Origin of the sequence: Paenibacillus spongiae (genome assembly GCF_024734895.1) — a bacterium.
Classification (GTDB): Bacteria; Bacillota; Bacilli; order Paenibacillales; family Paenibacillaceae; genus Paenibacillus_Z; species Paenibacillus_Z spongiae.
Window position 1 is genome coordinate 5,084,377 of sequence record NZ_CP091430.1, and the last position, 14,402, is coordinate 5,098,778.

General features: G+C 49.1%; 12 protein-coding genes. 2 read left to right on the forward strand and 10 right to left on the reverse strand.

Features of this window, described 5'->3' with window-relative positions:
- The 6 genes from L1F29_RS23115 to L1F29_RS23140 all read right to left on the reverse strand — a co-directional run bounded on the left by L1F29_RS23115 (position 1) and on the right by L1F29_RS23140 (position 8,737).
- Positions 1-2,952, reverse strand: a complete 2,952-nt coding sequence (locus L1F29_RS23115) for an extracellular solute-binding protein (RefSeq protein WP_258384395.1) — start codon at positions 2,950-2,952, stop codon at positions 1-3.
- An 87-nt stretch (positions 2,953-3,039) separates the two neighbouring features.
- Complete coding sequence (locus tag L1F29_RS23120) at positions 3,040-4,470, reverse strand: ABC transporter substrate-binding protein (RefSeq protein WP_258384396.1); 1,431 nt, start codon at positions 4,468-4,470, stop codon at positions 3,040-3,042.
- A gap of 408 nt (positions 4,471-4,878) precedes the next feature.
- Positions 4,879-6,024: a GntR family transcriptional regulator gene (locus L1F29_RS23125; RefSeq protein ID WP_258384397.1), complete on the reverse strand. Its 1,146-nt coding sequence runs from the start codon at positions 6,022-6,024 to the stop codon at positions 4,879-4,881.
- 308 nt (positions 6,025-6,332) lie between these two features.
- Positions 6,333-6,806, reverse strand: coding sequence for a transcription elongation factor GreA (gene greA, locus L1F29_RS23130; RefSeq protein WP_258384398.1), 474 nt, complete (start codon positions 6,804-6,806; stop codon positions 6,333-6,335).
- 328 nt (positions 6,807-7,134) lie between these two features.
- Positions 7,135-7,791, reverse strand: a complete 657-nt coding sequence (locus L1F29_RS23135) for an RraA family protein (RefSeq protein WP_258384399.1) — start codon at positions 7,789-7,791, stop codon at positions 7,135-7,137.
- Between the two features lie 310 nt (positions 7,792-8,101).
- On the reverse strand, positions 8,102-8,737 hold the full coding sequence (locus L1F29_RS23140; protein ID WP_258384400.1) for a YqaA family protein: 636 nt from the start codon (positions 8,735-8,737) through the stop codon (positions 8,102-8,104).
- 702 nt (positions 8,738-9,439) lie between these two features.
- Between L1F29_RS23140 and L1F29_RS23145 the strand changes: the two genes are divergently transcribed.
- Entirely contained in the window at positions 9,440-9,667 is a 228-nt protein-coding gene (locus L1F29_RS23145) for a glycine zipper 2TM domain-containing protein (RefSeq protein ID WP_258384401.1), read from the forward strand.
- 240 nt (positions 9,668-9,907) lie between these two features.
- Positions 9,908-10,468 (forward strand): GNAT family N-acetyltransferase, encoded by a 561-nt coding sequence (locus tag L1F29_RS23150; protein ID WP_258384402.1) that lies wholly within the window; start codon positions 9,908-9,910, stop codon positions 10,466-10,468.
- A gap of 118 nt (positions 10,469-10,586) precedes the next feature.
- Here L1F29_RS23150 and L1F29_RS23155 read toward each other — a convergent pair whose 3' ends face one another.
- From L1F29_RS23155 to L1F29_RS23170, 4 genes are all read right to left on the reverse strand, one after another.
- Positions 10,587-10,973, reverse strand: coding sequence for an iron chaperone (locus L1F29_RS23155; protein WP_258389782.1), 387 nt, complete (start codon positions 10,971-10,973; stop codon positions 10,587-10,589).
- Positions 10,974-11,339: 366 nt separating this feature from the next.
- The gene (locus L1F29_RS23160) at positions 11,340-12,428 is read right to left on the reverse strand and encodes a Gfo/Idh/MocA family protein (protein WP_258384403.1); all 1,089 of its coding nucleotides are present in this window, start codon (positions 12,426-12,428) and stop codon (positions 11,340-11,342) included.
- Positions 12,429-12,448: 20 nt separating this feature from the next.
- Positions 12,449-13,345 carry a helix-turn-helix domain-containing protein gene (locus L1F29_RS23165; protein ID WP_258384404.1) on the reverse strand — a complete coding sequence of 299 codons (897 nt, stop codon included), beginning with the start codon at positions 13,343-13,345 and terminating at the stop codon, positions 12,449-12,451.
- 92 nt (positions 13,346-13,437) lie between these two features.
- The gene (locus L1F29_RS23170; protein ID WP_258384405.1) at positions 13,438-14,289 is read right to left on the reverse strand and encodes a sugar phosphate isomerase/epimerase family protein; all 852 of its coding nucleotides are present in this window, start codon (positions 14,287-14,289) and stop codon (positions 13,438-13,440) included.
- Positions 14,290-14,402 lie beyond the last annotated feature (113 nt).

Here is a 14,402-nt window from a genome sequence, read left to right on the forward strand (position 1 = left end):
TCATTCCTTGTAGGGAAGTTTGAATTCTTTCCGCTTCAGCGTTATTTCTTCATTAATATAGCGAACGTAGTTATCCATCGATTCGCGTGGATCGTCGCCCTGGACGACCACCCGGCGGAAAGCATTATCGATATGGCGGCCTGTCATATAGCCCCCGGGAACCTCGGGAATGCCATGCACCCATTCCTGCTGCAGCTTAAGCTGCTGGTAATCCTTGGCTGGCCACGGCAATAACGACATCGCCTCAAGGTTGGCGGTCGGGTAACGCGCCGAAGTGCCCAGACGGATTTCCATCTGTCGTCCGAAGGCCAGCTGCGTATCCTTGCCTGTCCACCACTTCATGAATGTCCATGCGGCTTCCTTGTTCTTCGCATGCTTCAGCATGACCGCGGATGAACCGCCGCTTCCGACGTCGCGGCGAATTTCTCCGCTTGCCGTCATCGTGCCCGGTACGGCCGCGAATTCCCACAGCCCTTTAATTTCCGGCGCGAATACGCTGAGCTTGTTGTACATCGTATAATCTGCGATTCCGATCGGCATCTCGCCCGTCCGGAAGCGATTCGCAAAGTCGAGCGCAATCGGCAGCTTGTAATTCACATACATATCCGTCCACCGCTTGAACACTTGAATGGCGGTCTCTCCGTCCAATTGGCTCGTCATGCCGTCTTTGCTGTACAATTGCCCATCGTTCTGATACAAGAGCATCACCATGGACGGACTCGGCGGAAGCGCCGCAACGTTGGTCGTGGCAATCTCGTTGCCGGTCATATCGAGCGGCCGCTGCGGCAAGCCCATATTGAGATTGTGCTTCTGCAGCGCAGGTATTAACTCATGCACATCGTCCCAGGTTTGAGGGACCTTGAGCTTCAGCTCATCTTCGAGGATATCCTTCCGATAGAACAGCATCGGGAACGTCTGCTGTTCAGGAAGCGCATAATACTTCCCGTTGTATTCATATGGAACCATAGCGCTTTCATGGAACTGTTTCCTCACCGCGTCGAAATCAGGGAACGCCGACAAATCCTGGACCGCGTTGCGGGTCGCATAGTTGACCGGCAGATCATTGCCCATCTGCAGAGCGACATCCGGCCCTTGTCCGGCTATGGTCGCAGACAGCACGACGTCCGATGAGACCAGCTTCAGATTGACGCGGATTCCCGTCTCCGCCGTGAATGTATCGTCAACCAGCCGTTTGAGCACCTGAGCCTGGTCTCGGGCGGTTGTCATCCAGACCGTGATGATTTCGCCGTCCCCGTCGCCATCGGTGAATTCATCGTATTTCTCGGTGAACGAAGCGAGGAAGGACTGCATGCTGGCTTTCACGCTTCCCCATGTGGAAGCATCCGGATTCGGCAGCTTCGCTCCTGGCGAGCCGACGATCAAATAATCGATGGCAAGCGGCTGCTCTTTGAACGAATTCAGCCAATCGCCAAGACCTCCGACATTCGTCTTAAACCGGTCGATCCTAGACGGTACCGTATCCGGACGATCCGCCATATCATTCAACTGGTAAGCAAGCGATTTCAGAACAGCCGAACGGTCGCTTCCTTCGCCAGAACCGTCTATAAGCTTCGCGACCTGATACAGCAAATCGCTTTCTTTGCGAAACAGCTCGCTCATATGCGGAATTCGCTTATCCAGCTGATAATCGCGGAACGTATCCGGGACCGTTCCCGTGAAGCTGATAATTTGACGGTACATCGCATTCAATTGCAGAATCGAGGACTCTACCGACCGAATGATCGGGGCCATGTCGCCCAGCGTCGTTTCCAGACGAACCGTATGCTTCCCCTTGGTCAGGTGGAACAGATACGGCTCATCGGCCGACTTGCTTACGACCCCCATTTGCCAATCCGGAGAATAGGCGAACGGGAGCGTGCCTGCCTCTTGGAATGGAATTTGCCCGTCAATGGATAAGCTGCGGAGCGCATATCCGCCTTGCAAATAGTTTTGCCTGTTCTTGAAAGCAATCTGATACAGCCCGTCCTCAGGGGCTTCGATCTCCCATTCGATCCACTGGCCCGGCATCCGCCAGCCCCAGCCGCCCATCGCATTATTTCTCAGCTTCGATACATGATACGGTTCGATGGCTGGACTGGATCGGTCGTTATAAGGGAGCAAGGTCGCCGACGACTTATTGGCCGTATGCTCGCCTTGAATTTTGATCGATACATTCTTAACTGCCTGATAACCCTTCTCCTTATATATTGCAGCCAACTGGTCATAAGTCGGCATTGCTTCCTTGTTCGTTAACTTTATATAATCGATCATTAACGGTTCCTTCACGGATGTTAGGGACAAGGTGTGCTTACCTTTCGTGAAATAGAACAGATACGGCTCCGTATAATAGCCCGTTGCGTCTTTTAGCCGTACTTCCTGCCACATCGGGACTTCAACCTGATTCGGAATCAAATCATTATTGCGGTCATCCCGAATGAATTCGTTCGTCTCATTCTTCCATATCCGGTTGAAGATCAGGCTTCTTGCTTCGGAGAACGGAAGCTCGCCGTCAATTCGAAGCTCTCGTTCCACATCGGATTCTTTGCCTTCCGGTGTCAATAATTTAAGCTGCAGGTTATACAAACCTTCTTGTGTAACGTCAATTTCCCATTCCACCGTGCCGGATTCCTCCGTCATGATGGCCTTGCCGTCTCCGCCATCCTGATGATCGACAACAGATACGGCCATATCCCGAGAGTTCGTATAGCTTTCTCCCTCAATGATAAAGTCGAGGTTGGGTCGTTCTACGGACGATCGGAATTTCGACAGGTACTCGTCGTAGCTCCCTTTCTTATAGGAGTCACCTCGATCCGCAAGCTGCGCCGTGTCGATCTGTGTGTTCCCGGCCATAACGGCCTGAAGGCCAGAGCTGCCGGACCGCGACAACGATACGGATACGGCCGCGATGACTACAAGCGAGATACCAATGATTAAATAAATCGGCCGCCGCATTATCTTCCCCCTCTTCATTCGCTCTCCCGCATATACCGCCACTCATCGTGGCGGTATATGTGCGGAAGCGCTCTATAGCTTGACTGGTTATTTCTTTGCATCTTCCAGAAGCTTGTTGATGTTGGCTTCGAATTGCGGCTTGACCTTATCGACTGCCGTTGCCGGCGACACTTTGCCTACCGTAATGTCCTGAATGACTTTATCGAACAGCGTGCCTGCATCCGGAATGGCGTAGTAGGAGATGTAACCGATGTTGTCAGCCATTTGTTTGCGCGTATCAAGCGACTCTTTGTTCGGATACGACGTCTCCCAAGCTTGTTCCGAGAGCTTTCTTCCTTCTTCATGAAGGCTGATGGCATCCATGATTAGAATGGCCGCTTCCGGATTTTTCGAATATTTCGACAGCATGTACATATTGCCGAAAGGCGTGTAGCTCGTATATTTGTCCGCCTTCGGTCCTTTCGGGAAGAAGACATAGCCAAGCTCCTGCCCCTTCATATTGTCCATCAGGCCGCCAAGCTCCCAGCTGAATCCGCCATATAAGACGCCTTTGCCGGCAATGAACTCTTTGGTTGCATCTTCCGGAACCGGCTGCATGATGGATTTATCCACATTGAACAGATCGGATACATACTGAAGCGCTTCGACCGCATTCTCGCTGTCTAACGAGAACTTGATCTCGCCGCTGGCATCTTTATCAACGGAAGCATTGTTCGCATGAAGGAACTGCTCCGTCAGCGAATTGACTTTGCCATACGCCCCGGCAATGCCATAAACATCCGTTTTTCCGTCGCTATTTGTGTCTTTCGTAGCCGTCTTTACATATTCACGGAATTTCTCGAAGGTCCACTCGCCTTTTTGCTGCAGCTCATAAGGATCCTCCAGACCGAACTTTTGTACAAGCGTTTTATTGTAGAAAAAGCCGTAAGGCGATGGTGAGGAATCATAGAAGCCGTACTGCTTGCCGTTGAAGCTGCCGCCTGTCTTCATCCAATCATTATATTTCGGGTCGCTCATATCGAGATATTGGTCGATTGGTTCAATGAAGCCTTTATTGACGAGCGTCGGGAACGCCCAGAACAGCTCCAATACGACAATATCGGCGAACGGTTCCCCGGCAAGGGAGGTTGTTGTAAAGTTCTCGACGTATTTACCGTAATCGCCGAATTTGACGAATTCGATTTTGGCATTGAATTTCTTTTCCGTCTCTTCGATTTTCTTGATTTGCGCCTCGATAGCAGCCGTAGAATCCTCCGGCTTCGTTTCCCGCGGATCGGCGCCATCCCACCATAATCCGATTTTGACGGTCTGCCCTTTCAAATCATACGCTTTCTCTTCCGGCTCGGCAGGGGGGTCATTTTCAGGCTTTTCTGCGTTATTGCCTGTCTGCTCGGTGCCTTGATTGGTTGTATTGTCCGGTTTTTCATTCGTTTCTTTGCCCGAACCGCTGGAACAAGCGGTCAAAACCAGCATAAAAATTAGTGCAATTAGGATAGCAGGTGTTTTAAGCGCTTTCATTTGAACTCCTCCATCATTCATTTTTTTGAAAAATAGATGTTTGCGAATCCATTGCGAATAACCGGATGCCCCCTAAAACCCTCTTTTGCCTCCTCGTCTTAAAAGGATGAAAGCCTTTGCGAAACGAAATATGCAGCATATGGTATATCCGCCATTTGTCATAAGCGATTTTTCCCGGCAAATGAATCATCCTTTCATGATGCAAGGAACCTCATTCACCCGGGACAACCCATGATATGATATACCATATAACTTATTTCTGTTTGTATTATATCTACGTTAATCCCGTTTGTAAATATTAGATATATCTTTTATTTTTCAAAATCAATATTATATATTTACTTTCTTCGTGTAGCCAAAGAAAAAGAGCCCCCTCGCAGCGAGGAAAGGCTCTTGAATGCTATTTGATTAGTCGGTCCTGGACAGGAACATATCCTCCCGGTTGGGCCTGGGTCCGGTCGTTTGCCGTTCAATCAGCTGAACAGGAACTTTTATTTGCCGCGGCTGGGAACCGCTGTTCTCAATACCGGCCACGATCAGCTCCGCGGCACTGCGGCCTAATTCATAATAATTCTGTGCAATCGTCGTTAACGGAACTTCAGCGTGCCATGAAACTTCATGATTGTCGAATCCCACAATGGACAGTTGGCCCGGTACGCTAATCCCCGCATCCAAAGCGTTGTTCAGCAGGTCGACAGCCAAGTGATCATGCTCGACCTGGATCGCGGTCACCTTCTTGCTGAGAAGCTTGGTCAACAAGGCCTGGTAGAACGTCTTCGCGTTCTTCTCGTTTACTTCCCGGTAGAAATCCGTATAGATCCAATCCGAATCAATCGATATCCGATGGTCTTTCAATGCTTGGCAATAGCCGAGATAACGGTCTCTCACGGAGCTGCGGTACTCGATGCTGACGCTGGAAACAAAAGCAATGCGGTCATGGCCAAGCTCAATAAGCTTGCTCGCCGCAAGGTACCCGCCCGTGTAATTATCGGATACGACGCTGCTTATGTTCAAGCTGTCGAAATATTGATCCATTGTCACAAGCGGATACCCGTTGCTGCTGATCGCATTCACGACATCTACATTACTGATCGTACTTAACGGATATAGAATAACGCCGCTCAGTCCGCTCTTGGCGAGCTTGGAGAGCAGCTCCTTCTCCTTTTCCTTGCTCCAATTGCTGTTATGAATGCTTAAATAATAGCCGTGTGCGTCGAGATAGTCGGTAGCCGCTACAACATATTCAAACTCTTTCGTCGCCATGTAGGGTAAGATCATGGAAACGATTGGACTTGCGCCCGAAAACCCATTGTAAGGAATCGCATCGGTCTCATCCTGCAGCTTGACATAACTGCCGCTCCCCCGTTTACGATAGATAAGACCTTCCCGCTCAAGCTCGATCAACGCCCGCTTCGAAGTAATACGGCTTACGCCAAATTGTTCGGCAAGCTCAACTTCTGTCGGCAGCTGTGCCTCCGGCGCATATAGACCTGCTTCGATTTTGTCCTTCAAGTCGTCAAATATGATCTGATATAACGGTCTGTTATCATGCACGTCGAGTCACTTCACTCCATTCCCATGTCGAATACATCGTAATACGATCCATGTTGAATAATTCGATTGTAAATTAAATATATCAAATTATCAAATACAAGATCATTATCGGTTCGAGCGAGGATAGTTGATATAGACCAACGATGCAAATTTAAAAAAAGAGAAGCTGTCGTTGCAGCTCCTCATTGAACACATCGAAGTGAATTTGAATATATTCATTCTCGCCCAGCCTAAGACCGTCAATCGTTAAGATAAACGAAAGATTGAATCGCAGTACACATACTTTCTCTGTCGTCCAGCTTCATTCATTATTCTGCTCTTATTTCAAGCAGCTCATATTCAATCGTTCCCATCGGCGCGGCTACCGTAATGATATCGCCGACCTTCTGCCCCATGAGCGACTTGCCAAGGGGACTCTCGTATGAAATTTTATTCTCCAGAACATCCGCTTCGGCAGGACCAACGATCCTGTACTCTAATTTCTCTTCTAGTTCCTTGTCGTTAAGAACGACAATGGAGCCCACTTGAACCGTATCCAAGCTTGCCACATCAGCCACCCGCGCCCTGTTAATCATATGCTGCAGGGTCAAGATTCGGGTTTCCATGAATGCCTGGTCATTCTTGGCCGAATGATATTCGCTGTTTTCCTTCAAATCGCCGTAGCTGATCGCTAATTTAATCCGAGCCGCCAATTCCTTGCGCTTGACCGTCTTTAGCTCATCAAGCTCAAGCTTTAACTTCTCCAACCCTTCCCGGGTTAGAATAATATCTTCCTGCTGCATCCATACAACTCCTATTTGATCCTTTTTTTTCTATACCTACACTCTAATCAATTTTACATGATCTATGGTCATTATGCGAGCGAAATATATACTGCCCTATTGCCCGGGCAATATAGTCCCGGTAGAGCTTATCCTTCGATCTTCTCTTAGGTATTGTGTCCATATATTCTGTCTAAAGACCTACACGCTACTAAGCTCCGTTATTCCCCAGCAATTCGTTCTTTATTGCAAAGTCAAGCTCATGCTTCGTCATACGAAGCATGAGCTTGACTTCAACCGGGTAAAGCAGCTATTTCAGGGAGAGCCAATATTCATTCACCCTCGCCCTCTATAAGACACCGTACTTATCGTATACATCCTGCAAATATTTGCCGGCAAGCAATTCATCCCGGGTGCTGTTCTCGCGATTAACCTTCCGGAAGGCTTTATCCAGCACTTCATTCAGCACGGCATGCGGAATGACAGCGATTCCATCCCGATCCGCAAAGATCACATCATTCGGATAAATCGTAACGCCTCCGCATGTAACCGCAACATCATAATCGATGACATACGTCCGACCTTGGGAATCCAGCGGATTCATCCCCTTCGTGAAGACGGGAAAGTTCATATCGATAATTTTCTTGCTGTCTCGTATTAAGCCGTCAACAATCGCGCCTCTTCCGCCTCTCACCTTCGCAGCCGTCGAGAGAAGCTCGCCCCAAATCCCGCTCTTCTCCGAATCATTCGTGCACACGACGACGACCTCATTTTCTTTGATGCTGTCTACAGCCTTGATTTCTTTATCATATGGATTGCCGTGAACCTCGCTGACGTCCACCGCATGGATCGTCTTCGCCCGGCCGGTGACCACCCAATTATGATCAAGAGGCACGATGCCCGATTTTAACGATTGATTCCGGTAACCGACTTCGTCCAATGCATCGCAAATTACAGCCGTGTACAGCTCATTAGTCATTCTGTCGAATAATTCTTTCTCGTTCATTAGCCGATTCCTCCTGCAGGTTTATTTAAGAATCAGGTTGTATATATTGGCATCGTAGCACAGCAATGATTATCTATCAAGAAAATTATTTCATATTCAGAAAAGCAATGACTGATATTGAACATCGACCATTGCACAGGCAAATTGGTTCTCGGCCGCTAACTTCCAGAAGCATTCGTCATAAAGGCTTTCTTCCATACATTTGTGATACAACGACAAATAGACCGCCCTTGCCCTCGCCCTGACGGTCTATAAGAATAATATGAAAGAAACGAAAATTGCAGCAAATACTTAAGACGCAGCGGATGGGTTAGACGGTTCTGTCCAAATCCGCTTGCCGCGGCGCAACATGCTCGATCTGATCTTGAGGCTCCTGCTTGCCGGCTTTTTTCTTATTCCATCTTTTCTTTAGGAACAGGAAGATAACGAGGATTGGGACGGCAATAACGAAAATGTACATCGAGACATCCTTTACCATGCCTTCCGCAGCTCTGCCGTAATAATAGAACAAGAGACCGACAACGTAGAACTTGACTGCCCTGCCAACCGCCGCATAAGCCATCAGCCGCCACAACGGAAAGTTCATGCACCCGGACATGATGGTGAATACCTTGAACGGAATCGGCGTGAACGAGCCGATCAATATGGCCGCTTCCCCATTCTTCTGAAACAATTGCGTCGCGGAATCTACCCATGATTTTTTTAGAATTTTGTAGAGGATGGAGTTTCCCACATACTTCCCGATCAAGTAGCCGAACGGAGTTCCTAACAAACAGGCGAGGTAGCCGACCGTAGCAAGCCACAAAGCATTCGAAGGATGGGCGAAGCTTAGAGGAACCTGGAGAAAAAATGCCGGTACCGGCATGATGATGGCATCCAAGAACGAATGGAAGAACAGCCCCCACGCGCCAAAGTCCATCAGAAAATTCAGAAGGTCTTGAATCATATGCAAACCCCTATCCCTGCAATTTCTATATCTAACATGCTGGCTCAAGATGAACCCTGCTCTCACTTCCCCCAGCAGACTTCAATATAAAGCTAATCTCTTATAATACGACATAGGGGTACCAAATGGTTTCAGGAATTTCGCCCTTTTTTTTTACGGGCATCCAGCCTGGCCTTATGTTCTTCTAGTCAATTTGTCCCCCTTCTATCGAACAATCCTTCTTATTATCTCATTTACTCTGGATGCATGCTATACTATTGCGACTAATTTGTATAAAAAAGAAAAAATAGCGTCCCCCATTGTTGCCAGGCAGTTATTCGTACTCATGGAAGGGTTCTGTATGTCCTCGCGGTTTATCGGTGCGGACAGCCCGGCGGCAGAAGTTGTTCGTGCTGCCGTCACCTTGATCGATGCGCATCGCGAATAGAACTTTTCGATCGAGAACGCAGCAGATCCAGTGAAGGTACGCGTACCCTCAACTGGATCTGTTTTTGTTTCTTGTTAATCTAACCGGTTTACTCATTTGTTCATGCAGAAAGTGAATTCAATCGCTGTTGTTCCCTGGTTTCGGCTCATATCAATGATCATAATGGGATATGGAAAGATTCATGAATCCTACTTGCCCGGTTAGGGCAAGATATGTTCTGGAACGGGCTGGCAATGCATCAGCATTTCCTATCACATAATAAGGGAGTGAAACAGATGGCACGTAATAACGACCGTAATCGTAACGGAGGTTCTGACCGAGATGCAGATGTTACCGCTGGAGAAGCTGTAGGATCGGTGGGCGGTGGCGTCGTGGGTGCTGTGGTGGGTTCTGCTTTGGGTCCTCTTGGCACAGTTGCGGGCGGTGCTGCAGGCGCAGCGCTGGGCAACAAGATGGGCGAGGCTGCTGATGGCGACAACGACAATGCGGAAAGTAATGAATAAATGAGCATTAGCTTCATCAAGGTAAGCAAGGCTGCCGGCTCTCGGCAGCCTTGTTTATGTGTTTACAGACCTTTCCCGTTAGAGCCGTGCTTACAAACACGTCATCGTTCATGATTGCTTATTATATTGACGCACTCTTCTCCACGAACCTATAATTGTTCCTATCGGACAATAAAAATCACCATTTGATTGATCGCAGACTTTCGCACCCGCTATAACCGCCGCAGGAGGTGCCCCACCATGCAAATCAAGAAAGAAATGATCCATTTTCGTCGAGTGAGGTTAGACGATTTGTCCCAAATTTATGATTGGCTTACGAATGATCCCGAAGTAAAACGGTTCTGGGGCTATGCCCATCAGGGGCCATATGAAGAAGTGACAAGAGAGTTTGAACGCTACGTAAACGGGGATGAACCGACTGAACCCTATTTGATTCTCTATGGTGAAACCTCCATAGGTTATATACAAACGTTTCAATGGATCGATTACCCAGAGTATGAACAATATGTGGATCTCTCACATGCGGCTAGCATAGACCTTTTCATAGGACTATCGGAGTTCCGGAACAAAGGTTTAGGTTCTAGCATTATTTCGCGTTTTCTCCGTGATTATGTATTTGCCGATCCGAGCGTAGTCCGTTGTGTTATCAATCCGGAAGTGAGCAATTCGGCCGCGATCCGCGTCTACGAGAAAGTTGGTTATCGGATCATTAAGACCGTTCAAGACATCTCCGGCGAGCCTGGGCCTGTTCATTTCATGAGCATCGAAAGGGATCCATTCATCTCGAACAACGATGAATGATTCAACTTACTAGCATTCCCGCGCTGCCGCGCCCGCCTCAGATCCTCCTCCTGCATCGAATAAAAAAACTCAAGCCATCAGTCGGCTCAAGCTTTCGGGTTTAATCGGTCATTACCAATCATTTCTTCTTCTTTTTTCGTTCTGCCTTCTTTATATTCTCAGCTATTCTATATTTAACGATACGGCTTATTAATGGATAAGGTATCGGCTTATCTAGAGGAAATTGAACCGACCCTTTCGCTCCCTTGTATCCCGATAAATCATCTTTGAATGCTTCAATTCCGCTAGCGCCCGGATAAAAGCCGATGTGGTTTTTATAGGCGGCAAAGTGCACCAGATTGCCATGCAAAGCAAAGGTAGGCATTTGATAGCTGATCTTTTCTTCCGCATCCGGCGCCGTTTCTTTGATCACGTTTCTTAACTTACTAAGAATTTCTTGAACATCAGGAGGAAATGTAGAAATATAATCGTCGATAGATGTAAACGCTGATTTGTTTCCTTCCATAATTTCTCCTTTCATCATACGAAATCGTCTTCGTATCGCGTGACCGATACTTCAACTACTCATTCTTCTACTAGCTGACCGCCATTTTCGATGCTCAACGCATTCCTTTCTTCAGTATAGCCCCTACCATTCTGTCATGCACGATGATATCACGTTAGATAGCCCTCTCAACTGTTGAGAGGGCTGGAACGCCTTCAATTCTCATTCCGATCGCGAACTGCAGATTCGCTTAAGGAAGAATGCAAACGTCGAGCTGATTTCTCCAACAGGTCATGTTTGTACCTTCCTGCTATCGGAGACGCCACTCGTCATTAGCAGCAGCTATCTAGAATAGGCGGTTACGATATCCTCATTACTATCATCGAATTAGTTGACGGGAACCGCATAAATATGCGGATTCTGGCGCCGGCACTCTTCCATGACCATCATCTGCTGCCGAACCTGCTGCGGGGTAATCTCCAGCTCCGCTCCCTCGTTTATGTGACGGTACAGCATCATGTACAATTGTTCCGTCATATCCTCGAAGGAGGACCTGCCTTCCGGAACAGATAAAGCCCAGTTGTCGGTATGCCAAGTCAAGGTCTCGTGGCAATACGCCGGCAGCCCGTTGCTGTTAAAGAGCGGCTCTCTCGTTAGCTGCTGTACGGGAGCCTCTTCCGGCTTATAATACTTCCATTCCAATTCCTGACCCGTTCCCCGAATTCCGCCGTTCGTGCCTTGAATATTAAACTGCTCGCGGCCATATGCGCAGGTTGAAGAGATTTCAAGATCGATCGTCGGCCGGCCTTCGCCTCTCAAGATCAGCTTCACATAATCCTCCGCATCGCCAAACGTGTTCGTACGATCCATGATACATGTGATCTGGGGCATTATATCCGTCCCGAACAGCTGGAGCGCTTGATCGAGCGGATGCGGTCCCGTGTTCATCAGGCTGCCGCCATTATTGCTCTGCAGCGTCTGCCAATCCCAGCGCCGCGCGAAGCCATTCAGCGTAAAATTCACTTGAACGATGCGGCCCAGCACGCCGGATTCGATAATTTTCCGAATTTGCACGAACGCATGCTGGTAACGGGACTGCTGGAATACGGCCAGAACCTTGCCGGACCGTTCGGAAGCCTGGATCAAACGGTCAACCTCTTCCGCTGTTTTGGCCAGCGGCTTCTCGCATAAGACGTGATAGCCGCGGTTGAGCAATTCAAGCGAGATTGGGTAATGCATATGGCTCGGAGACGCATTCACGATAAGGTCAAGCTCCTCTTGAGCCACCATCTCCTCCCATCCCGCATAAGCGCTGCAACCATACTCCTTCTTCGCAAGCTCCTGGCGTTCGACAATCGAGTCGGCAACAGCAGCAATTGTGAAGTATTCCGGAATTTTCGCGAGCAAATTGCCGTGAATATCGCGTCCGCTTCGTCCTTGCCCGATAATGCCCACTTTCAGCGTTTTCTGGCTCATTCCTGAAAACCCTCTTTCCCTTAATTAGGTTGTTGAATACCGAATGTTTTCTTATATTCCGTAGGCGTAATGCCGGTACGCTTCTTAAACGTGCGGATAAAATGGCCCAAATGATGGAAGCCGACCTGAAAGCCGATGTGCGTGATCGTATGTGAATTCTGGCGAATCAGCTCCATGGCCCGTTCAATCCGCACTTCGTTCACAAAGTCGACGAAGGTCTGCCCGGTCTCTTTCTTGAAGATATGACTGAAGTAAGCGGGCGCCATGTTCGCAATCATCGCTCCGTGCTCAAGCGGAATGTCTTGGCTGAAATTATCGTAGATGTACCGTTTCACCTCATCGATGGGGTGCTGGTTCACGAGCGAAGGCTGCCGGGCCGGCTTCCGCCTTTCTTTGCGGAATTCCCGATCGATGATGATCAGCAGCTTGACCAGACTCATGCGCACGGAAAATTCAAACCCTGCTTCGCGATGTTCGAATTCATCCTGAATATCTTGAAGCAGATGCTCGACCAGCGGCTGCTTGCTCTTGCCGATATGGAGCCACAAGTGCAGCGGAGCATTCTTGCCCGCCTCCGGCTGCTGCAATAGCGGAAGCAGCGTATCGGAGAAGGGCGGTTTCAACTGATCGCGCACGAGGATCGGCATGAAATCGAGCAGCACCATCTCGTACTCTTTATCATCAATAGCGCTTATTCCATGCTCGGCCCCCGGGGTAATGACGAAGATGTCCCCTCTGCTGACCGTCAGCGCCTTGCCGCGAAGCTGATGGGTACACACCCCTCTAAGCACGTAGGCGATTTGGATATATTCATGCGTATGCAGGGGCTGCTTAAGAAGCTGGCTCGAATAACGCAATATTTTGAACGGAAACTGCTGACAGAGCTGATCCTTGCTTCGAAAATAATGAGCATCCATGATCATACCACCAGTCGAAAGCTAGTCTTGCATCTAGCATATTTCAAACCGCCTGAAGGAACAACCATTAGTTGGCAGTAGAATCGATCGAATTAAGACCGGCCCAGCAGCCTTTTGACGACTTGAAAATCATGCTCCAAGCGTTCATAGGCCGGGAACGGGGCATGGCATTCGAGTGTTATCCAGCCCTGATAATTCGTTTCAAGAAGAGCATCGAATAGCGGCTGGTGATCGGCTCCCCCTTCGCCCATGCGACTCTGCAAAAAATACTCCTCGCCTCTATGCGTCAGATTGACGAAGGTACCCGGTGCCCCCGCCTTGTCGATCCGCAGCTCATCCTTCACATGCACATGACAGAGGTGCTCGCCGAGCTTATAGACCGAATCGCGGCCATAATCGGTATCCGTAATATACATATTGCCTGCATCGTGAATCATGCCGACATTGTCCTGCTTCAGCATACCTAGAAGGCGCTGGCTGCTGTCCGCAGTCTCGACCAGCGATTCATTATGGATCTCCATGATGATATCGATCTGCTGTGCCTTCGCTTCCGCTGCGCAGCGGTCCATCCAATAGGCGGCTTTGGCAAAATGATAATCCTGAGCCAAGAACGCATTCGGCCCGCCGGGAGACACGCGCAGCTTGGATGCGCCGAGCTCGGCCGCATGATCCAGCATACGCCGGAAATCTTCGAGGGCTTGCCCGCATTCCTTGTCGCTGGCGGTGGAGAACCCGCCCACGTAGGAAGCGATTACGGGAATGGCCAAGCCCAAGCTATCGGCGACCGCCTTCATCTCCTTCACGCGCTGCCTGCTGGTGGAAGGAGAGAGATGCGGCTCGCGGCCGGCAATTTCAATCCCGTCTGCGCCCAGTTGTTTCGTTAACCGCATCGCTTCCTGGATGCTGTAGTCTATCAACACACCGCTGAATACCGCAAATTTCATAGGGATCCTCCTAAAGTTTTGTGAAGGGTTCGCGTCCGAAGGAGCGAATTTGAGACAAAACTTACTTCGAAAGCATAGGCTTAGTTTTGTGGATACTTTCGCTTCCGAAGGAG